The sequence below is a fragment of the Salmonirosea aquatica genome, assembly GCF_009296315.1.
Taxonomy (GTDB): Bacteria; Bacteroidota; Bacteroidia; order Cytophagales; family Spirosomataceae; genus Salmonirosea; species Salmonirosea aquatica.
The window spans coordinates 5,704,673-5,724,507 of the sequence record NZ_WHLY01000002.1 but is presented as its reverse complement, the minus strand read 5'-3'; the positions used below and the strand labels follow the sequence as shown (position 1 = coordinate 5,724,507).

Annotated in this window: 19 protein-coding genes and 2 pseudogenes; 9 read left to right on the top strand and 12 right to left on the bottom strand. The window is 45.6% G+C overall.

Translation table 11 applies throughout. The features are described 5' to 3' along the window. Window positions 1–15 precede the first annotated feature (15 nt). Window positions 16–1,029: a glutamine synthetase beta-grasp domain-containing protein gene (locus tag GBK04_RS24670; RefSeq protein WP_152764340.1), complete on the bottom strand. Its 1,014-nt coding sequence runs from the start codon at window positions 1,027–1,029 to the stop codon at window positions 16–18. 396 nt (window positions 1,030–1,425) lie between these two features. Between GBK04_RS24670 and GBK04_RS24665 the strand changes: the two genes are divergently transcribed. The 3 genes from GBK04_RS24665 (at window position 1,426) to GBK04_RS24655 (ending at window position 3,672) form a co-directional block, all read left to right on the top strand. Next, the gene (locus GBK04_RS24665; RefSeq protein WP_152764338.1) at window positions 1,426–2,136 is read left to right on the top strand and encodes an RsmE family RNA methyltransferase; all 711 of its coding nucleotides are present in this window, start codon (window positions 1,426–1,428) and stop codon (window positions 2,134–2,136) included. A 40-nt stretch (window positions 2,137–2,176) separates the two neighbouring features. After that, window positions 2,177–2,845 carry a DUF4159 domain-containing protein gene (locus GBK04_RS24660; protein WP_152764336.1) on the top strand — a complete coding sequence of 223 codons (669 nt, stop codon included), beginning with the start codon at window positions 2,177–2,179 and terminating at the stop codon, window positions 2,843–2,845. Window positions 2,846–2,925: 80 nt separating this feature from the next. Continuing rightward, a complete protein-coding gene (locus tag GBK04_RS24655) occupies window positions 2,926–3,672 on the top strand; it encodes an acyl-CoA desaturase (RefSeq protein ID WP_152764334.1) in 747 nt (248 codons plus the stop codon). A gap of 247 nt (window positions 3,673–3,919) precedes the next feature. Here the strand turns inward: GBK04_RS24655 and GBK04_RS24650 are convergent, their stop codons facing one another. Genes GBK04_RS24650 through GBK04_RS24630 form a run of 5 tightly spaced genes read right to left on the bottom strand, consistent with a single transcriptional unit; the run spans window position 3,920 to window position 9,180 of the window. Then, window positions 3,920–5,287 carry a sensor histidine kinase gene (locus GBK04_RS24650; protein WP_152764332.1) on the bottom strand — a complete coding sequence of 456 codons (1,368 nt, stop codon included), beginning with the start codon at window positions 5,285–5,287 and terminating at the stop codon, window positions 3,920–3,922. Between the two features lie 3 nt (window positions 5,288–5,290). Next, the gene (locus tag GBK04_RS24645) at window positions 5,291–5,968 is read right to left on the bottom strand and encodes a response regulator (RefSeq protein ID WP_152764330.1); all 678 of its coding nucleotides are present in this window, start codon (window positions 5,966–5,968) and stop codon (window positions 5,291–5,293) included. After that, entirely contained in the window at window positions 5,965–6,501 is a 537-nt protein-coding gene (locus GBK04_RS24640; RefSeq protein ID WP_373331316.1) for a 5' nucleotidase, NT5C type, read from the bottom strand. The genes GBK04_RS24645 and GBK04_RS24640 overlap by 4 nt, the downstream gene beginning before the upstream one ends. Further along, the gene (locus tag GBK04_RS24635; RefSeq protein WP_152764328.1) at window positions 6,498–7,886 is read right to left on the bottom strand and encodes a dihydrolipoamide acetyltransferase family protein; all 1,389 of its coding nucleotides are present in this window, start codon (window positions 7,884–7,886) and stop codon (window positions 6,498–6,500) included. Before GBK04_RS24635 ends, GBK04_RS24640 begins: the two co-directional genes overlap by 4 nt. 31 nt (window positions 7,887–7,917) lie before the next feature. Continuing rightward, window positions 7,918–9,180: a competence/damage-inducible protein A gene (locus tag GBK04_RS24630; protein ID WP_152764327.1), complete on the bottom strand. Its 1,263-nt coding sequence runs from the start codon at window positions 9,178–9,180 to the stop codon at window positions 7,918–7,920. Window positions 9,181–9,289: 109 nt separating this feature from the next. Between GBK04_RS24630 and GBK04_RS24625 the strand changes: the two genes are divergently transcribed. The 3 genes from GBK04_RS24625 to GBK04_RS24615 all read left to right on the top strand — a co-directional run bounded on the left by GBK04_RS24625 (window position 9,290) and on the right by GBK04_RS24615 (window position 11,613). After that, window positions 9,290–10,024, top strand: a complete 735-nt coding sequence (locus tag GBK04_RS24625; protein ID WP_152764325.1) for a DUF4197 domain-containing protein — start codon at window positions 9,290–9,292, stop codon at window positions 10,022–10,024. A gap of 36 nt (window positions 10,025–10,060) precedes the next feature. Next, entirely contained in the window at window positions 10,061–10,402 is a 342-nt protein-coding gene (gldC, locus tag GBK04_RS24620) for a gliding motility protein GldC (protein ID WP_152764323.1), read from the top strand. Window positions 10,403–10,557: 155 nt separating this feature from the next. After that, entirely contained in the window at window positions 10,558–11,613 is a 1,056-nt protein-coding gene (locus GBK04_RS24615; RefSeq protein ID WP_373331315.1) for a DUF255 domain-containing protein, read from the top strand. Between the two features lie 37 nt (window positions 11,614–11,650). Here the strand turns inward: GBK04_RS24615 and GBK04_RS24610 are convergent, their stop codons facing one another. From GBK04_RS24610 to GBK04_RS24585, 6 genes and pseudogenes are all read right to left on the bottom strand, one after another. Then, window positions 11,651–12,202 carry a tetratricopeptide repeat protein gene (locus tag GBK04_RS24610; RefSeq protein ID WP_152764319.1) on the bottom strand — a complete coding sequence of 184 codons (552 nt, stop codon included), beginning with the start codon at window positions 12,200–12,202 and terminating at the stop codon, window positions 11,651–11,653. A gap of 15 nt (window positions 12,203–12,217) precedes the next feature. Beyond that, complete coding sequence (locus GBK04_RS24605; RefSeq protein ID WP_152764317.1) at window positions 12,218–12,577, bottom strand: MmcQ/YjbR family DNA-binding protein; 360 nt, start codon at window positions 12,575–12,577, stop codon at window positions 12,218–12,220. After that, window positions 12,574–12,762 carry a DUF6728 family protein gene (locus tag GBK04_RS24600; RefSeq protein WP_152764315.1) on the bottom strand — a complete coding sequence of 63 codons (189 nt, stop codon included), beginning with the start codon at window positions 12,760–12,762 and terminating at the stop codon, window positions 12,574–12,576. The genes GBK04_RS24605 and GBK04_RS24600 overlap by 4 nt, the downstream gene beginning before the upstream one ends. Before the next feature lie 89 nt (window positions 12,763–12,851). After that, window positions 12,852–14,879, bottom strand: coding sequence for a (E)-4-hydroxy-3-methylbut-2-enyl-diphosphate synthase (ispG, locus tag GBK04_RS24595; protein WP_152764314.1), 2,028 nt, complete (start codon window positions 14,877–14,879; stop codon window positions 12,852–12,854). Between the two features lie 148 nt (window positions 14,880–15,027). After that, window positions 15,028–16,257 carry a sugar MFS transporter gene (locus GBK04_RS24590; RefSeq protein ID WP_152764312.1) on the bottom strand — a complete coding sequence of 410 codons (1,230 nt, stop codon included), beginning with the start codon at window positions 16,255–16,257 and terminating at the stop codon, window positions 15,028–15,030. Between the two features lie 66 nt (window positions 16,258–16,323). After that, window positions 16,324–17,519 (bottom strand): annotated as a pseudogene (locus tag GBK04_RS24585) (Gfo/Idh/MocA family protein). A 459-nt stretch (window positions 17,520–17,978) separates the two neighbouring features. On the opposite strand from GBK04_RS24585, the gene GBK04_RS24580 reads away from it, so the two are divergent. The 3 genes and pseudogenes from GBK04_RS24580 to GBK04_RS24570 all read left to right on the top strand — a co-directional run bounded on the left by GBK04_RS24580 (window position 17,979) and on the right by GBK04_RS24570 (window position 19,792). Further along, the gene (locus GBK04_RS24580) at window positions 17,979–18,404 is read left to right on the top strand and encodes a 6-pyruvoyl trahydropterin synthase family protein (protein ID WP_152764310.1); all 426 of its coding nucleotides are present in this window, start codon (window positions 17,979–17,981) and stop codon (window positions 18,402–18,404) included. Further along, window positions 18,379–19,064 (top strand): annotated as a pseudogene (gene folE / locus GBK04_RS24575) (GTP cyclohydrolase I FolE). The gene GBK04_RS24580 and the pseudogene folE overlap by 26 nt, the downstream one beginning before the upstream one ends. A gap of 20 nt (window positions 19,065–19,084) precedes the next feature. Then, window positions 19,085–19,792, top strand: a complete 708-nt coding sequence (locus GBK04_RS24570) for an SDR family NAD(P)-dependent oxidoreductase (RefSeq protein WP_152764308.1) — start codon at window positions 19,085–19,087, stop codon at window positions 19,790–19,792. Window positions 19,793–19,835 lie beyond the last annotated feature (43 nt).

Genomic DNA, 19,835 nt, shown 5'->3' with positions numbered 1-19,835 from the left:
ACACAATTGCAAACGCTATACTTTCGCCGATTTAACAGTTTTAATAATTCGGGCAGCAACTTTATAAGGATCAGCAGCCGAATTGGGGCGACGGTCTTCCAGCCAACCTTTCCAGCCGCGCTCAACCGTCGCGATGGGAATGCGGATGGAGGCACCACGGTCAGAAATACCGTAGCTGAACTGATCAATAGATTGCGTTTCGTGCTTACCGGTGAGACGTAGGTGATTATCGGCTCCGTACACGGCGATATGTTCAGCCACAACGGGTGCAAAAGATTTGCAAATGGCGTCGTAAGTTTCTTTGTTTCCGGCCGTACGCAACACTGAGTTAGAGAAGTTGGCGTGCATACCTGAGCCATTCCAGTCGGTAGCACCCAGAGGCTTGCAGTGCCAGTTGATTGCAACTCCATATTTCTCACCGATACGCTCCAGAAGATAACGGGCAATCCAGATTTGATCACCAGCTTCCGCAGCTCCTTTAGCAAAAATCTGGAATTCCCATTGGCCCGCTGCCACTTCGGCATTGATACCTTCCACATTCAAGCCTGCATCGAGACAAACGTCCAGATGTTCTTCAACGATCTCACGACCAAAGGCGTTCTTGGCACCTACTGAGCAATAGTAAGGGCCTTGGGGAGCGGGGTAGCCGTTAGCAGGAAAACCTAAAGGCATATTAGTCTCAGGATCCCATAGGAAATACTCCTGCTCGAAACCAAACCAAAAATCGTTATCATCGTCTTCGATGGAGGCACGACCATTGGATTCATGAGCCGTTCCATCGGCATTAAGCACTTCGCACATCACCAGAAATCCATCTTTACGCTGTGGATCGGGGCAGATGTATACCGGCTTTAACAAACAGTCGGAAGATCCGCCGGCGGCTTGTTCTGTCGATGATCCGTCAAATGACCACATGGGGCAGTCTTCGAGATTTCCGCTGAAATCATTTTCAATTTTTGTTTTACTGCGTAGGCTTTGGGTAGGCTTATAACCATCCAGCCAGATGTACTCAAGTTTAGCTTTTGCCATGATCGTACCGAGAAGAGATATTTTATACTATTTTATAAACTACATCACAATAATAGTGGATATAGTTAATTTTATAAAATTTTCTTGAACAAAAATTCAAATTGGCAGTGATATAATTATGTTTATTGTAATATTTCTAGTTTTTTGTGTGTATTTTAACTATAAATTAGAAAGAACCACTTTTTCTTAAATAAGCCCTTTATTTCGGATTAAAGCATAAAATTGGTAGGTTTTTTAGCCAAAAAGGACTAGAAACAGGGGAAGTTGACTAAAATACAGTTTTTCAATATTTTGATAAATCCTCTATAGATGGGTATTGAACTACTTCATTGAATAATCCAAACCTTACCTTTGTTTGGATAGCTTCCACGCTTTGTCTCATTTTGATCAATTGTTATGCATGTCTTTTACCAGCCCGATAATAAAAAACACTTTTTGGAAACTGATGAAGCCCATCATTGTATAAAAGTTCTACGGGCAAGGCCAGGGGATGAGCTTGTGGTGACTGATGGGCGGGGAGGAGTTTCCAAGGGTACAATTGTCAGTATCAATCCAAAGCGGGTGGAATATCAGGTACGCGATTTTTATCAGGTACCCTTGCCAGACTATCGAATCCATATGGCCATCTGTCCAACCCGGAAAGCGGAGAGAAACGAATGGATGGTTGAAAAAATGACTGAGTTGGGGGTTCACAAAATACAGTTTGTTATTTCCGAGCATACGCATCGGGAAACAATGAAACGGGTGCTAAATCCTGAGCGGCTAATCAGAGTGGCGCTGTCGGCTATGAAGCAGTCACAACAATTTCATTTGCCAGAGTTCGCGTATTTTTTAAATTTAGATACTTATTTAGGTCAGGTCGAGGCAAAGGAACGTTATATAGCTTATGTGGCTTCTGAGGATATTCCTAGGCATTTGATACAGCAATTATCTCCTGTACGTCCAGTCGAAATTCTGATCGGACCCGAAGGAGATTTTAGTACTGCGGAAATTGAGGCAGCACAGGCAGCGGATTTTAAGCCAGTTTCGCTTGGAGATACCCGCTTACGCACCGAAACCGCCGCCGTAGTTGCTTGTCATAGTGCTGTATTGGCTCAGATTCAATAAATTAATAAACAAAATCCATCGGTTAATTGTACAGTATCGTATGAACTATTGGAAACTACTATTCGGACTTATTGTGTGCCTGGCACTCACTACGCAGGGAACCTTAGCACAGTCATCCTACAAGATTGCCAGGCTCAAGTATGGGGGAGGAGGGGACTGGTACGCAAACAAGACCTCGTTGCCTAATCTGATAAAATTCACTAACGCTCAGCTTAAAATGAACATTTATCCTGAGGAGGATGTGGTTGAGGTAGGTAGCAATGATATTTTTCAGTACCCATTTGTGCATATGACGGGCCACGGAAATGTCGTTTTTACTGAATCTGAAGCCAGGAATTTACGCAATTACCTATTGGCAGGTGGTTTTCTGCACGTTGACGACAATTATGGTCTTGATCAGTTCATACGTAGGGAAATGAAAAAGGTGTTTCCAGAATTGAGCTTTGTGGAGCTACCCTTTGACCATCCGGTTTACCACCAGAAATTCAATTTCCCCAATGGCCTTCCCAAGGTACATTTACACGATGAAAAGGCCGCTCAGGGTTTTGGGATAATTTATCAAGGGAGATTGTTGTGCTTTTATTCCTATGAATGTGACTTGGGAAATGGCTGGGAAGACCAGAGTGTGTACAACGATCCGGAAGAACTGCGCCAGCAAGCATTGCGCATGGGTGCCAATCTGCTTGATTATGCTACGACGGTGTTCTAGTAAAAATTATATATGGATTCCTAAGGTTTTCCCCCTATTTTTGTCAGTATTAATTTGAATTCCTAATTATTTTCTTTTGTATGTACGCAGTTATTGCCGTTTTTGCCGGGCATTGGTATCTTTCACTATTTTGTCAAACTTTTTTTCTACACCGTTATTCTGCTCACAAAATGTTCAAAATGAACAAGTTCTGGGAGCGTTTCTTTTATCTGCTTACGTATATTTCACAAGGATCGTCCTATCTTAGTCCCCGGGCATATGCCATTCTTCATCGCATGCATCATGCCTTTAGCGACACCGAGAAAGATCCGCACTCTCCCCATCACACCAAAAACGTATTTACAATGATGTGGGAAACTAAGGATATTTATAATGCTGTACTCAATCGGAAGCGGGCGATTGAGAGTCAATTTGAACGAAACTATCCTGAGTGGAACTTCATCGAGAAATTAGGCGATTCCTGGAGTTCACGTATTGGCTGGGGTTTGATTTATGCCGCATTCTATATCCTGGCTTATCTATATCTGGATATGCACTGGATATTCTTCTTCCTGCTGCCCATTCACTTTTTAATGGGCCCAATTCATGGGGCAATAGTTAATTGGAGTGGTCACAAGTATGGCTACCAGAATTTTGATAATCAGGATAAATCGAAGAATTCACTGATTGTGGATTTCTTGATGATGGGAGAATTATTTCAGAATAATCACCATAAACGCCCCAACTCAATTAATTTCGGCTCCAAATGGTTTGAAGTAGATCCCACCTACCCGGTTATAAAGATGCTGGCCCGTTTGAAGATTATTGAGATTCGGAAAAAAGGGTAAAGTTATTATTTCATTTGTAGTATGAAGCAAAAAGCCACCTTCTAAAGAAGGTGGCTTTTTGCTTGAAAAAAACTTTGGCAGGTGTGAAGAACACCTGCCAAGTTTGAGATTAACACCACAAAAATAAAAATCTATATAAGTACCATTTCAAACAATCGATTTAAAGTAAAAGGATTTAGGAAATCGCCTTTGGTACAAATTAATCTACCAATACTTAAAATGGAGTTAAGAACTTATTAGAAATTCATTAGACCCGTAAAAAATCTAAAATGAACTTAGTACCAGTAGGTAAGTTTTGACGGATGGAGATGGTACCGTTGTGCAGCTTGATTATTCGCTCCACTAGCGAGAGGCCTATTCCCGATCCTTTGACGGTAGCGGTGCTGACACCCCGGTAGAAAGGCTGAAAAATCATACTCTGATCTTCCTGAGATATGCCCTTTCCATTGTCGATAAATTCAATCGTAGTACTTTTTTCATTGGCTGACAAATTAACCTTTACGGTTGAATCATCAGAGAATTTACAAGCATTTTCCATCAGATTGATAAAGGCTGTCTTCAGCAGAGTAGGGTTGCCAGTAATTTCCAGCCACGTGTCGTCCTCGGGCAACTCATGTAATTGAAAAACTATTTTATACGATTTGTTAGACTGTGCCAGGCTCGTACGGGTATCCCATAGAATTTCGTCCAACCGTACCCGATCCGTTAGCATTTCCCGCTGATTCTCACTCACTTTGGCAAGCTCCATCAGTGAGTTTGAAAGCTGTGACAATTCCTGGATGTCTTCTAGAACCGACCGGATGGTAGACTGATAATCCTCTTTTTCTCTTTCTTTCAGTAAACTCACCTCCAACTGAGAACTAATCTTGGTTAATGGGTTTTTGAGTTCGTGCGAAACATTAGCCACAAATGTTTTCTGGATACGGAAGGCGTACTCAATACGATCGAGTAGTTTATTGAAGGTCAGAGTAAGACGACCAATTTCGTCATTCTGATTGGGTACTTCCAGGCGGGTATCCAGCTTTTGGGGTAAAATTCCCTCTACCTCATTCATAATTCTTGATATAGGTACCAATGCCCGTTGCGAAAACACCAGACCCGCAAAAGCTACAATGGTGGTGACCACAAGGAAAATTATAGCTAACATTTGTCTTAGGTTATCGAGGTTGGCTTTTCCGTATTCGTCGTGGGCTCCCAAAATGACTACGGCTTTACCAAACCGATGGGCATAGGCGATACACACTACGTTGAAATCGCCGTCCTTGTATCGAATCAGGTCAGACCGACGGATTTGGTTGAGCCAATAGTTGGAAATATGCAGGGAAGTTGAGTCGGTATTTGCGTAGATGAGCTTATTTCGATGATCAAAAATCAAAAGATTCTTGTCGTAGATAAGATCCCGGTTCGATTTGTCAAAAATTTCCAGAAGTTCTGTGTCAATTTGATCTACCTCGAGTAATAGTTTAGCGGTAGTTTCTGCCTTGAGACGTAACCGGACGTAAAAATCTTCAATCGTATATACGTAGGTATAATAGTAGATTGCCAAAAAGGAAACCAGCAGAATGCCACTTACCAGCAGGGCAAATTGGATGGTCAACCGGGTTCGGATCTGCATGACTTACTCCGTTTTGAGCACATAACCCATCCCAAACTGAGTGTGAATCAGTTTAGTGGCAAAATCGCGGTCTATTTTTTTACGGAGATAATTGACATAAACTTCAATGATATTAGTACCTGTATCAAAGTCTATTTCCCACACTTGTTCGGCAATCTCCGCCTTCGAGATGACCCGCCCCTGATTTCGGATGAGGTAAACCAGTAGATTAAATTCTCGGGCGGTAAGCTCAATTTTTTTTTCGTCCCGAAATACAGTCTTAGCATCTATATTGACTTCCAGATCGGCGAATCGAAGCGTCTGGGCAGTCTGGCTTACCAGCCCGCCTCGTTTGGTTAAGGCACGCACGCGAGCTAAAAACTCCTTGAATTCAAAAGGTTTTACCAGATAATCATCGGCACCGGCGTCAAAACCTACAACTTTATCGTCAGTAGTTCCCAGTGCAGTCAGCATCAGGATGGGAGTCTGGTTTCCTGCTTGGCGCAGTTCCCGGCATAGCTCCAGACCATTTAGTCCGGGCATGATGATGTCGCTGATAATGAGCTGGTAATTGTTTCGTACTGCCAGCTGTTTACCCAAAAGGCCATCATAGGCAATGTCGACCGAATAACCATTTTCTTCAAGTCCTTGGCGTAAGGATTGGACCGTTTTGGGCTCATCCTCAATTAGCAATAAGTTCATGTTGTGGGCAGGAATAGGTCCGCAACTTCTGCCCAATTATTCACCCGTTGAAAATTTGTCTCTTTCAAATTATGGGGGGCTGAAAATAGTATGGGTTTTCCCTTAAAGGCAACCAGGTTCTTGATATGATCGTCTATCAGGTAATCGGACGATATAATACTCTTGTCTCCACAAAAAACAATATTGGTCCAGGGAATAAAAGGCAGATGGGTACCTAGCCAGTCGAATTTTTCACGAAATGAATTAGGAAACTCCATGGCGGCAGTGGCAATGTAGATTTCGTAATAGTATGACAGACGCGTGACTACTTCTACTGCTCCTTCGATGGCGGGGATATCTGCAAAAAAGCCCGGCTGCTGGATGATCGCATACAATTTTTTCATTTGCTTGGCATGCAGCAATTCATGGAGCCCCTTTTTTTTGAAGTCATGGAGGGTGTGATTGGTAGAAAATTCGTTAAGTGCAATAGAAACGAGCTTACCGTGGGTATCGGCTAGCACGTCATCCATATCCAGCGTGATTCGCTTCATCATACAATAGGTCGTTTAGGATCGAAATTGGCAAGGTGATCCGATACCCGTTTTAGAAATATTCCTCCCAGTGACCCATCCACCACGCGATGGTCATACGAGTGAGATATGAACATTTTTTGACGAATACCAAGCAGGTCACCTTGGGGTGTCTCGACCACAGCAGGTTTTTTCTGGATGGCTCCAAATGCCATGATGGCTACCTGGGGCTGTACAATGATCGGAGTTCCCATCAGATTACCAAAAGTACCAATGTTGGATACCGTGTAGGTACCCCCCGCCAGATCGTCGGGTTTTAATTTATTTTCGCGGGCTTTGTGGGCAAGTTCGTTTACTTTCTTAGCCAGACCTACCAGGTTATACTGATCAGCCTGGTGAATGACCGGTACAATCAGGTTTCCATCGGGTAAGGCTACAGCCATGCCAATATTGATCGATTTTTTGATGAGGAGTTTATCACCTTCCACTGATACATTGATTAAGGGAAATTCTTTTATGGCACGAATTACGGCCTCAATCAAAATAGGGGTGTAGGTAATAGAAGTCCCGGTTTGTTGCCTGAAGGTGGATTTTACTTGTTCACGCCATTGGACGATAGTAGTCATATCGGTCTCAATGAATGACGTTACATGAGCCGAAATATTCTTTGAATCCTGCATCCGTTGAGCAATCATACGACGCATCCGATCCATTTCGATAATTTCAACGCTTCCATTTACCCGGGTTACGGGTTGAGAAGAAGTACCGGGAGGTACATGAGGGCCTGACTCAGTTTTTTGTCCAATAAACCTGAGAAGATCCTTTTTTGTAACACGGCTTTCGGCCCCTGTGCCCTCAATGCTTAGTAATTCTTCCATACTTACCCCCTCTTCCCGGGCAATACTCAAAACCAGCGGTGAGAAAAAACCATTGTTCTGTTCATGCTCGGGAGTGGGATTAGAGGACACAGCCTTACTACCGTAGCGTAAGGTAGGTAAGCCGAATGAAGCCATGTGCTCTTCCAGATTTAATGCCTTGTCATTGTTTTCAGAAGCCTCGACGGTGTCAGCATCCAAGTTATCGGATTTTTCAGAATCTGTATGGGCTACTGCTTCCTGATGTACGGTATCAGTAGGAGATTCTACATGATTTCCCGTCACAACCTCATCATTAACCCGCAGTCGGGCTACCGTTGCTCCAATTTCAACTACATCACCCTCCTTTACCAATATTTCTTCCAAGGTACCCGAGTAAGGGGAGGGGACCTCGGTATCCACCTTATCGGTAGCTACCTCAAGAATCGAATCGTCCGCTTCCACGCTGTCACCCGGCTGCTTCAACCATCCCAGGACCGTACATTCCATGATGCTTTCGCCCATCTGGGGCATGACCATATCAATTATTTTCATAGGGTATTCAAATTGTACCGCATTTTGCTTCTCAATTTTGCGCGGTTTGCATAATATTTTTTCGTACTAAATCAAGAACATACGTGGTGGTAAGCTCAATGTTAACCGACCGGTGGTTAGAGAGCTTGAGCAGCCGGGTAACGGTTCGGTCCGGAGTAGCACAGGCGATCCAGATGGTACCTACAGGTTTGTCGGCAGTGCCCCCCTCAGGACCCGCGATGCCACTGGTGGCTATCGCATAGGTAGTGTGTAACAGTTTCCGGGCTCCTTCGGCCATGGCCGTCACCACCTGCTCACTTACGGCACCATATTCCCTTACCATAGATTCAGGTACCCCCAGCGTATTTATTTTAACGGCATTATCATAGGCAACCACTGAACCCGTATAGTACCGGGATGCTCCGGGTACACTCGTTATACGATGGGCAACAAAACCACCTGTGCAGCTTTCAGCGGTACTGAGTGTAGCGTTTTCGGCCATCAGCAGTTTTCCGATCACATCCTCAAGCTCATCGTTATCAAATCCGTAAACAAACTTGTCGATCAACGGAAGGACGCGGCTCACCTCGTATTCGAGCTCACTGTTCAACTGATCTTCGTCCCTACCTGTGGCGGTCAAGCGTAGCCTTACCTGCCCGAAATGCGGCAGATAAGCCAATTTGATATGGGCGGGAAGACTGTCTTCCCAGGCTTCAATGGTTTCAGCCAGAAAAGATTCCCCGATCCCAATAGTCCTAATGATTTTGTGCTTAATGATCGGGACATCGAAAAGGGCCTTGAGTCGAGGCAGCACGCGGTGCGTCATCAGGTTTTTCATCTCGAAGGGTACCCCCGGAAGTGAAACCACCACTTTGCCATTCTGTTCGAACCACATGCCGGGTGCCGTACCCCAGTCGTTTTGTAAATAAGTACAGGTTTTGGGTAAAGCAGCCTGCTGACGGTTCAATTCGGTCATTTCGCGGCCCCTTTTATTAAAGAATTCGGTAATCAGCGCCAGGGCGTCCTCGTTGATTTCCAATTCGGTGTCAAAAAAACGGCAGAGGGTGTGTTTGGTGATATCATCCTTAGTCGGCCCCAGTCCCCCCGTAATGATCAGAATATCGACGCGTTGTAACGACTCGCCTAAGGCAGTTAGGATGGCCTCCGCCTGGTCGCCGACTGATGTTTTCCGGAGGGGACGAATGCCTGCACTGGTAAGCTCAGTCCCAATCCATTGTGTATTGGTATCCGTGATTTGTCCAAAAAGAATCTCGTCGCCGATAGTCAGAATTTCAGCGTAAATCGAATCGTGCATGATTAGGTTTTTCAGGATAAAACGGCTAGATTCTCCCAAAAATACGTAAAATTTATCGGGAATGATTACGTTTGAGGAGTAGTTAGAATTTCAATTAAAGCCTATGAGTATGCATAAGAAATGGTTTATAGTGCCAATTTTCGTCCTGTTGACAGGATGTTCGTCACAGGCGCAGTTTGGTAAAACAAAATTGGGTAAAGCTCTTGAAAAAATACAAACCCAAACGGGCGGTCTCTCGGAAAGTGAAATTGCCAATGGATTAAAAGAAGCGTTGAAGGTAGGTATCGATAATGGTTCCACGGAGGCCTCACGGACCGATGGGTACCTTAAGAATGAATTTATCAAGATTTTGTTTCCGCCCGATGCCCAGAAAGTAGAGGAAACATTGCGACGGATAGGACTGGGAAATGAAGTGGACCGTTTTATTATGTCCCTGAATCGGGCGGCCGAAGATGCAGCGAAGAAATCGAAACCTATTTTCGTTAAAGCTATCACTTCAATGACTATTACCGATGCGGTTGGAATCCTGAAAGGCCCCGATGATGCAGCGACGTCTTATTTAAAAAGAACCACGAATGAGGAATTGTACGATACGTTTTTCCCCGTTGTGGATAGCACTTTGAATCTCAATCAGGCCACGAAGTATTACGCCGATCTGGTGAACACCTACAATAAGGTACCCTTCGTGCAAAAGGTAAACCCCGATTTAAAACAATACGCAACACAAAAAGCTATGGATGGGTTGTATTTTCTGATTGCACAGGAAGAAAAGAAAATCAGGGAAAACCCTGCGGCGCGGGTCAACGAGATTTTGCGCCGGGTATTTGGGCAGGCTGGTCCCTAGTATGTACTTTTGTCGGAATACTCCAAATACTACCTTATGAAAAAATCAGAAATTAATTTTTCCATTGAACTCGATCAGCAAAACGTCCCGGAGAAAATTCATTGGGATGCTACCGATAATCCAAACGAAGGAATAAATGATACCCGCGCCATTGCGGTTGCCGTATGGGACCACTACCACCGGGGTACCCTGAAAATCGATCTGTGGACAAAGGATATGGAAGTATTCGACATGAAGCGGTTTTACATCGAGATCATGAGCGGCATCGCCGATACACTGCTTACAGCCACCAATGACAAGAAAATGGCGGATGGAATAGAAGGGTTGTGTCAGCAGTTGAGCAAGTCTTTGGAAGAAGAGATAAAAGCAGCCCAATAACCACAAATAATCCAGCCATGTGCTGTAAATCCACTTTTCTGTCTAAAATTCTGGCTTTGTTCGTTTTTCTAACACTGTTAATTGGGTGTAAAAAGAACAAAGAAAATCAACAATCATCCTCTGTTGAGGGAAGCAGTTCTGCGGATGCTACCCCAATGGTACCTGTGACCAATGAAGGGGTAATTTTTTACGCCAACAACATCGATCAGGCATTTGTCAAAGCCAAAGCAGAAAACAAACCCGTTTTTATTGAGATTTATTCGGAATCCTGCCACGTTTGTCAGAGCTTCATTCCGATTTTTAAAGAGCAGACAGTTAGCGATTTTTACAACAAGAATTTCCTAAATTATAAAATCGAGGTTACGTCGCCCGAATTTCAAAGCTTCCTGCTAGCAGAGAAAATTTTCGTACCCTCCCTGCCGCTGCTTTTGTATTTCGACCAAAACCGGAACTTGGTACATCTGGGAGTCATCGAAGCCAAGGGTGAAAAACTGGTGGAGCAGGGGAAGTTAGCTCTTGACCCAGGCCAGCGGGCGGCATCCATGAAAAAGCGATTCGAAAAAGGCGAAACCAATAATCAATTTCTCATTGATTATGCGATGTACAGCCGTGTGACCATGGATACGATTATGAACCGGAAGGCAATGGAAGTATACGCCCGGCAGCAACCCGAGGGTACCTATACCTCCGAAACAAATTATCTGGCGGTTCAAAAGCTGCTGATGGACGTTGAAAACCCTTTGGGTACCTATTTTGTCAATCATTTGCCTGCCTACCGGCAGCAGCATGACCCGACTGAAGTAAAGAATGTGGCAGAAAATCTGATTATGTCCTCTCTCTATAGTAGTTTCGGGAGCGCTTATTCTTCAGATAAGATCAAGCAGATGCGGGATTATATGATCAAGGCCGAAATTGATCCCCAGGTGGCCCGAAACAGGGTCCTTTTGCCTTTGATCAATGCTTATTTTCGTGAAAACACCCCGAAGCGAGCGGTTGATTTGGTCAATGTACACACAACCCAGGTACCTCTGAAGGTACCTGACTATTTGTACTTGTTAAAGTACTTCAATGAGCATTCTCCTGATGCCAGCTATGTACCCTCCGCTGAAACTTGGGCAGCTAATGCCCTGAATATGGTGAAGAAGAATTCTGCTGACGAAGCCGCTATCCGAATGGAACTGGCTGCGGCCAAGCGCAGAAGCGCTAAGTAGTGTCTATATTTTTGGGTTTAGAAGAGAGAAGCTTAGCTTACTGCTTGAATTCCACTTTATAGAAAGGAGCCTGCGAAAGTATATATCGGGAGTCTTCGTCGCCTAGCTCCATGGCTCGTAGAAAATCCCGTTCGGATTGGACGAATTGCTGCATTCGCAGACGCGCCAACCCCCGAAGGCGAATAGCTTCTGGATTTTCATTTCTGAAAAACCAGACCGCTTTATCAAATTCCCTGAAAGCCTCCCCGAATTCATATAAGGCAAGATGCACTTTCCCTTTATCGATATAGCACTCGGCCAGGGTATTGTCAAAACTGATGGCTTGGGAAAGATCGTAAAGTGCCGAGTAGAAATTTTCATCGTGCAGATTGCATTTGCCCCGATAGGCGTACGCAGTCGCTGATTTTGGATGATTCTTAACCTGCTGATCAAAATAGTTGAAAGCTTGCTCAAACTTTTTGTTCTGTAAAAGTTCTATACCTTCCTTGAAACGGGCCAAATCTTTTTCGGCCTTGGTTTCATGATCCGTGAAATAATATTTCAGGAAAAGATAAGGAATGAAAAGTAGAACAATGAGGCAGATTTCCATAGGCTGTAATCAATACTATTGATTCGTGAGAAGTTCGGCCCTTTGTTTGCTGGGTAAACCCGCTACCACGCGATCGTAGGAATGCCTGATCCAGTCCAGGTACAGGTCATCGTGCACAGAACTTTCGGCGGTAATGGTGTTCCAGTGTTTTTTGTTCATATGGTACCCTGGTTGCACGAAGGGATACCGTTCCCGGAGTTCCTGGGCTTTTTCCGGTTCACACTTCACATTGAACGACAACTTTTCGGCATCAAGGGATGTAAGCAGAAATATCTTGTCCTTCACCTTGAAAACCAAAGTTTCTTCCCCAAAAGGCATGGCTTCTGTGGTACCGGGCAAAGCCAGACAAAAATCACGCAGCTGCTCAAGATTCATCGCGTACAGGCCCTAATTATCATGACAACGACACAAAATAGAAACATGACAATAGAGATTCTGTTAATCCCGTGCATCATGCGGAGGTTGAATGAACTTGGATCGTTGGGGTCGGGCTTTTTGAAAACCCTGATGAAGTACCTGAAGACATCACCAAGCTGAAAATATCTCTTGAAATCACTCATTTCGAAATATAGCGGTTGAATACGTTTGTTTTAGTGGGTTGTTTATGATCGCTTGGTAAGAACAATACCTGCTGACCAGTATAACCAATTTAGTAGTTTTTGCTGACAACCATTGGCTCGCCAGGCTCAGGATCAAGCCATCGACCATCCTCCTGGATCAATTTGATTAACTCGAAGACGGCCTGGTCGGTCTTTACCGAACGTTTGACGACTTCCTGACCTCGATACAACGCAATTTTGTCTTTTCCCATGCCTACGTACCCATAATCAGCGTCGGCCATCTCGCCGGGGCCATTGACGATACATCCCATAATTCCTATTTTAAGCCCTTTTAGATGTTCGGTTTGTTTGCGAATCATCGCGGTCGTTTCCTGTAAATCAAACAAGGTACGTCCGCATGAAGGGCAGGATATATATTCCGTTTTAGACATGCGGGTACGCGCGGCCTGTAGAACTCCAAAGGAAATAGAGTTGAACTCGGATGCCGTTTTCAGAAGCGTTTCTTTTGAAACAGTCCCGGAAATTTGGGGAGCAAGCCAGATCCCGTCGCCCAATCCGTCTACCAGCAACCCGCCTACATCGGTGGCGGCCTGTAATACAGTTTCGGCAGAATCTCCTGGGTAGGTACGTTTGATGATTACCGGAACAGAAATTTTAAGTTCGATCAGCCGGAAAAAGAATCTGCGCATTTCGGCCATCGCATGTTTATTGCCGGAGGTTAGAACCAGCACCACGCTTGAATGATGTGCGAGCTTATTGAGTACATTTTCAGTAAAGCGATGGATATCACCTTCCACAAAAGTAAGGGTAGGGTGTAGCTCGGAATCGCGGGATGCCAAAAACTCCTCCACCGATACCAGAGGAAACGTATTGGATTGGTCAGAATGTGCCTGCCATTGGGGATAGTCAACAATTTCCTTCAGGCCATTCGGTAGCATGAAAGAAATGGGGCGGCTACCCGAATAAATGAAATCAACCCCTTGGTCGTTCATGCGCCACTTATCAGGTACGGGTAGGAAAAAGTGCCCCACGCTGCGCAGATCTTCGTGTGACGTTACAGAGATTTGTGAATAATCGGCAATGACCCGCGGTACATTAATACCCCCTAGATTGTATGTTTCTTTAGTCTGACGACGGGAGTATTGAAAGGGATTGATGGGTACCCGATCGATTGGTTCGATTGGTTCATGAGGAGAACGGTGGGTGTAACGTTCTATAAGTGCACGGGCTACGGGTACCTCGTTTTCAGGGGCCTCCGTCAAGGACACCCGCACCGTATCGCCCAGTCCGTCCTCGAGTAGGGTACCTATCCCCACTGCTGACTTTATGCGGCCATCCTCAGCTTCCCCCGCTTCGGTCACCCCCAGATGCAATGGGTAAGCCTTCAGTCCTTCCTCATCGAGTCGCTGTACCAGGAGGCGGTAGGCTTCTACCATAACCTGGGTGTTGCTGGACTTCATTGAGAGGACGATCTGATAGTAGTTCATTTCCTCACAAATGCGTAGAAATTCCAGCGCTGACTCCACCATGCCCAGCGGTGTGTCACCGTAGCGACTCAATATACGGTCGGAAAGGGAGCCATGATTGGTTCCGATCCGCATGGCGGTTCCGTATTCTTTGCAAATGGATACCAACGGAATAAATTTTTCCCTAATTCTTTCTAATTCATCCGCGTACGATCGATCGGTATACTCAATGGTTTCAAAGCGCTTACGATCCGCGTAATTGCCGGGATTGATCCGCACTTTCTCCACGATTCGAGCGGCCAATTCGGCGGCATTGGGTGTGAAATGAATATCCGCAATCAGGGGTACCTTGATTCCCCTTTGGATCAATCCTTTTTTAATGTTTTCAAGATTCTGTGCCTCCTTGACGCTAGGGGCCGTGATTCTGACGTATTCACAACCTGCATTCACCATCCGAATCACTTCCTCGATCGACCCATCCGTATCCATCGTATCGACAGTGGTCATCGATTGCACCCGAATTGGATAATCGGAACCTAAAGGCAAATCGCCAATGAAAACGGGAATCGTAGAGCGGCGGATGTATTGGGTAAGGGAAGGGCAGTAATGTGAATCAACAGCGGGCAGGATGTTGGATGAATTGGCTTCCATGCGATGTATATTTCTAAAAAACGAATACAGCACAAAAGTACCGTATTCGTTTTCTTTTACCATACAACGCACCGATCATTGCAAATGTTCAGTCTATCCGATCATTACCGGATGAGAATTCACTTCTGGAATTCGGTCAGGAGAGAGGCTACCAAATCCGTTTCTTATGCCCCCAGATGGAGTAGTAGTATATGAACATATATAAAGGTACCATCAGCACGTAAGCATTTTGGGTGCTTTCCATAGAATCAGCCAGGGCACCGTACACAAGCGGCAAAATGGCGCCCCCGGAGATTCCCATTACCAATAAAGCGGCACCCGTTTTAATAAATCGTCCGATCCCCTCGATGGCCAGCGGCCAGATGGCTCCCCACATGATGGCATGCGATAAGCCGAGCAAAGCGATACATATTACGGAGGTGAAACCGGTAGTGAAAATGGCGATAATGGTTAGTACTATCCCGAAAAGTGCGGAAAATTTGAGCCAGACCTGTTGTGATACGAACTTAGGAATCAGTACAATACCTGTTACGTAACCAATCATCATCGCAGTTAAAGTGTAAGTTCCGAACAACCGGGCTTCTTCCTGAGGAAAACCCAGCGAAACCCCATAGCTGATGATCGTATCTCCGGCAATTACTTCAACGCCTACATAACAAAAAAGTGCGATGACGCCCAGAATGAGATTAGGAAATTGAAAAATACTGGTTTTCGTTGCGGCAGTACTGCCATCTGCCATCATGGTAGGTTCCTCTTCCTGTTGTTCGACCTCGGGCAATCCTTTCGATAGTTTGATCAGTACTGCCATGCCTACCAAAACAGCCGTAAGGATCAGGTAGGGGCCAACTACTTTATCTAGCTCCTCGGCCTGACTGGTGACGGTTGACCCGGCAAGGAGCAGTCCACCAAAAACCACCTGACTGATAATGCCCGCCCCTTTGTTAGCAATTCCCATGAAACTGATGCGGGCCGCCGCGCTTTCTTTGGGACCCAGAATGGTCACGTAAGGGTTGATCGCCGTTTGTAATATGGTCAGGCCGATGCCGATAGTGAATAGTCCGACAAGAAAAAGAATATAAGAGGCGGATTTGGCAGCAGGCACGAATATGACCGTTCCCACAGCCATTACCAGCAGACCCACCGCCATGCCGTTTTTAAAACCAACCCGCTTCAGTACTTCCGAAGAAGGCAACGCCATCAGCGTGTAGGAAATGAAAAAAGCGAATGTGACCAGATACGAACTGGTATTATCCAAATCGAAAGCTTTCTGAAAAAAGGTGATAAGGGTACCATTTACCCAGGTAACGAAACCCAGAATAAAAAACAGAACCCCGATTATAATGAGGGGACCCAGGTAGTTTTCTTTTTTTTGTGTCATTGAGGTCGAAGGAGAAGAGGAGTTTGAAAATAGGATTGTGTTTGCAGCATGCCCTGGGTACCCGGATCAGTACTCGTCATTTAATCCAAATATACGGGGATTCGTTTTCCACCTGCCTCGGGTAAAATCCGGAATTTCTACTGGGGAGCTACCCCGGGCAATCGAAAGTTCGGACAAGGGGCTTACGGCGCTCCAGGCGGCCGCATCGTACACGTCGATGGGGGGGCGGTTTTCCGCTTTATAGCTTCAATGAATCCCCTGAGTACAAAATAGTCGATACCCCCATGGCCGGCGTTTTCCGCTTCGCCTGCATTTTTTTTCCAGATTGGATGATCATATTTATCCAGTACGGGCCCAGCGGGCTGCCATTGATGCTTTTTGAGTGCTTCGTCTTCGATGTAAATGGTATGGCCATCGTCCATCCACACTCCCTCCGTGCCTTGGGCCCGAAAGCCGAGCGAGTAGGGGCGGGGCGAGTTCGTGTCGTGTATAATGACAATATTCTCGCCATTATGGCATTGGATGACCGTGGTGACGATATCGCCTAACTTAAAATTGACTTTGGCATTGGGATGGTCTGGACCGCCATTGTCTACAATGTACTTATGCAGTCCCCTTGATTTGGTAGCTGTGGAGGTAAGGTAGGTGAAGCGGTTGCCCCGATTGATGTCGAGCCAATGGGCCACAGGTCCCAGGCCGTGTGTAGGATAAATATCCCCGTTACGATCAATGGAATGCTGGGTGCGCCAGCGGGCTTCGGAAAAACCTTTGGCCCCGAACTCAACCCCTCCACCATAGGGTTGCTTGCCGTTGTTGAATTTTACCTCACGCAAATCGTGCTGGTATCCGCAGTGGGCATACAGCATTTCACCAAACATGCCTTTTCTAATCATATTGAGTACGGCCATCACATCACGTCGGTAGCATACGTTTTCCAAAATCATACAATGGGAACCCGTTTGCTCGTGAGTATTGACCAAATCCCAGGACTCTTCGAGGGTGACAGTAGCGGAGACTTCTACAGCGGCGTACTTACCCCCTTTCATGACCGCTACGGCCATCGGTACGTGCCATTCCCAGGGAGTCGCAATCACAACGCCATCCAGATCGTCGCGTTTGACCATATTCAGAAAATCCTCATCCCCCGACGAATAAACTACCGGCGCTTTCCGACCGGCTTTTTTTATCATAGCTAGAGTTTCGTTGACGGAGCTGGGGTCGATGTCACAAATCGCATTGATGTCCACATCGGATCGGAACATGGCCTGTTCAACATGATTACGTCCGCGCATACCTACCCCGATGAAACCCAGACGTACCCTGTCGGCGGGAGCAGAATCAGTAAAACGGAGAGAAGGTAGTACCCCGCCCGCCGTAGTGGCCAGGGTGGCTTTGTGTAAAAAATTGCGTCGGTTCATAGTATGGAGCAGGGGTTGGGGGGCGCAAAATAATTCTTATTGCCTGAATATTAAATTTATTTATGAATTAAAAACCCTCACTAAACAACCAAGGTACCTTATGACGTAGCTGAATATAGGAAATCCACCCGAACCAGCTTCCTTAAACGGCATACTGTTGGGGGTGAACAATATTGCAAAACGCGCTGTTATACCCTTGCATTTAGATTCCAAAGAGCAGGTGGATCAACGCTCGGCGGCCTTGAATGTGTTGTACACAAACTTTGTAACGACATTTAAGACCCATACTTTATACAGCAATTCATGTCTCAAAATCCAAGAGTTTCGGTGTTCCGAAAGGAACATTTCAATGCAGCACATCGCCTGAATAATCCGGACTGGTCGGATGATAAAAACGAGCGGGTGTATGGAAAGTGTAACAACTACAATTTCCATGGGCATAATTATGATCTGATCGTTCGGCTCACCGGCGAGGTGGACCCCGAAACGGGATATGTATTCGATATGAAAGTATTGAGTGATGTGATTAAGGAAAATGTACTGGATCGGTTCGACCATAAGAACCTCAATCTGGATACGGAAGAATTCAAGGATTTGAATCCTTCCGCCGAGAACATTGCCTTGGTAATCCATAGAATTCTCCGTGAAATAATTGACCCCCAATTTGAATTGCAAATCCGTTTGTACGAAACCGAAAGAAATTATGTTGAATACCCCACCGAAAAATAATGTACCCTCTTCCGAGCAAGAAATCGACGATATCGGTCATGACCACATACTGACTTCCTACGATACCCCTTTGCGTGTGGATGCCTTCGAAATGGACGATGACATCAAAATTGAGCTCATCGAAAAACATTTCCAGCACATCATGGAGATCCTGGGTCTGGATATGACTGACGATAGTCTGCAGGGTACCCCCGCCGCGTGGCCAAGATGTTTGTGCAGGAAAATTTCAGTGGCCTCAACCCTGACAATAAACCCGCCGTTACTCTGTTCGATAACAAGTACAATTACAATCAGATGCTGGTGGAAAAAGATATCACGGTTTTTTCGAACTGTGAGCATCATTTTGTACCTATCTACGGAAAAGCCCACGTGGCTTATATTTCCAGCGGACAGGTGATTGGACTATCCAAGTTGAACCGGATTGTTCAATACTATTCCAAACGTCCTCAGGTTCAGGAGCGCTTGACCGTGCAAATTGCCAACGAGTTGCGGGAAGTGCTGAAAACGGACGATGTGGCCGTGGTGATCGATGCCCAGCACATGTGCGTTCAGTCGCGTGGAATACAGGATACCTGTAGTTCGACGATCACCTCCTACTATGGCGGGAAATTCGAGAATGAGGGAACAAAGAAGGAGTTTCTGAGTTATCTGGGCATGTAATTAACCAACATTCTCACTACATGCAATCCAGATACACCTCAAAAAACATCCTTATAATCGGAGCCAGCAGTGGAATTGGCTACGCAATTGCCAAACGGATTCTGGAGGAGGGGGGTAGGGTATTTGTAGGGGGGCGGCACAAGCCAGACCTTGAGGTGGAGTTTTTTGAATGGGACGCGCTTCATCCTGATGAAAGTGTTTTCCAGGATCTACCTGAGGTACTTCATGGAATCATTTATTGTGCCGGTACCATCAATCTGAAACCGTTTGGTCGATTGACCCTTGAAAATTTTACTACTGATTGGCAGATAAACGCCCTGGGTGCCGCGGCGGCCATTCAACCCAATATAAAGCGATTGATAAAAGCCAAAGGCGCCGGTGTGGTACTCCTCAGCAGTGTGGCCGCTAACACCGGATTCAGTTTTCATACGTCGATTTCTATGGCGAAGGGTGGTTTACAGGGTTTGGCCATTGCTTTGGCGGCTGAATATGCATCTTCTTCAATCCGCTTTAATGTAATAGCTCCTTCGCTGACTGATACCCCGCTGGCAGATCATCTATTATCTTCGGATGATAAACGCATCTCATCAGCAAAACGGCATCCTCTGGGGCGCTTCGGTGAACCATCCGATATTGCTGCTGCGGCCACCTACCTTGCCAGTGATGAAGCCAGCTGGATTACCAGACAAGTACTAGGTGTAGATGGCGGCCTTGGTAATCTTAAATAATTCAAGTTGCTAGATAAAAGCTTTGGTCAAAGTGTGCGCGAAT

Excerpts from the sequence above, each read along its gene's own strand:
- GBK04_RS24650 (WP_152764332.1), bottom strand. The coding sequence starts at position 5,287 with ATGCAGATCCGAACCCGGTTGACCATCCAATTTGCCCTGCTGGTAAGT.
- GBK04_RS24645 (WP_152764330.1), bottom strand. The coding sequence starts at position 5,968 with ATGAACTTATTGCTAATTGAGGATGAGCCCAAAACGGTCCAATCCTTA.
- GBK04_RS24615 (WP_373331315.1), top strand. The coding sequence starts at position 10,558 with ATGGTACCTGTGACCAATGAAGGGGTAATTTTTTACGCCAACAACATC.
- GBK04_RS24660 (WP_152764336.1), top strand. The coding sequence starts at position 2,177 with ATGAACTATTGGAAACTACTATTCGGACTTATTGTGTGCCTGGCACTC.
- GBK04_RS24610 (WP_152764319.1), bottom strand. The coding sequence starts at position 12,202 with ATGGAAATCTGCCTCATTGTTCTACTTTTCATTCCTTATCTTTTCCTG.
- GBK04_RS24590 (WP_152764312.1), bottom strand. The coding sequence starts at position 16,257 with ATGACACAAAAAAAAGAAAACTACCTGGGTCCCCTCATTATAATCGGG.
- GBK04_RS24600 (WP_152764315.1), bottom strand. The coding sequence starts at position 12,762 with ATGAGTGATTTCAAGAGATATTTTCAGCTTGGTGATGTCTTCAGGTAC.
- GBK04_RS24570 (WP_152764308.1), top strand. The coding sequence starts at position 19,085 with ATGCAATCCAGATACACCTCAAAAAACATCCTTATAATCGGAGCCAGC.
- GBK04_RS24635 (WP_152764328.1), bottom strand. The coding sequence starts at position 7,886 with ATGAAAATAATTGATATGGTCATGCCCCAGATGGGCGAAAGCATCATG.
- GBK04_RS24630 (WP_152764327.1), bottom strand. The coding sequence starts at position 9,180 with ATGCACGATTCGATTTACGCTGAAATTCTGACTATCGGCGACGAGATT.
- GBK04_RS24670 (WP_152764340.1), bottom strand. The coding sequence starts at position 1,029 with ATGGCAAAAGCTAAACTTGAGTACATCTGGCTGGATGGTTATAAGCCT.
- GBK04_RS24640 (WP_373331316.1), bottom strand. The coding sequence starts at position 6,501 with ATGATGAAGCGAATCACGCTGGATATGGATGACGTGCTAGCCGATACC.
- GBK04_RS24580 (WP_152764310.1), top strand. The coding sequence starts at position 17,979 with ATGTCTCAAAATCCAAGAGTTTCGGTGTTCCGAAAGGAACATTTCAAT.
- ispG (WP_152764314.1), bottom strand. The coding sequence starts at position 14,879 with ATGGAAGCCAATTCATCCAACATCCTGCCCGCTGTTGATTCACATTAC.
- gldC (WP_152764323.1), top strand. The coding sequence starts at position 10,061 with ATGAAAAAATCAGAAATTAATTTTTCCATTGAACTCGATCAGCAAAAC.
- GBK04_RS24655 (WP_152764334.1), top strand. The coding sequence starts at position 2,926 with ATGTACGCAGTTATTGCCGTTTTTGCCGGGCATTGGTATCTTTCACTA.
- GBK04_RS24625 (WP_152764325.1), top strand. The coding sequence starts at position 9,290 with ATGCATAAGAAATGGTTTATAGTGCCAATTTTCGTCCTGTTGACAGGA.
- GBK04_RS24665 (WP_152764338.1), top strand. The coding sequence starts at position 1,426 with ATGCATGTCTTTTACCAGCCCGATAATAAAAAACACTTTTTGGAAACT.
- GBK04_RS24605 (WP_152764317.1), bottom strand. The coding sequence starts at position 12,577 with ATGAATCTTGAGCAGCTGCGTGATTTTTGTCTGGCTTTGCCCGGTACC.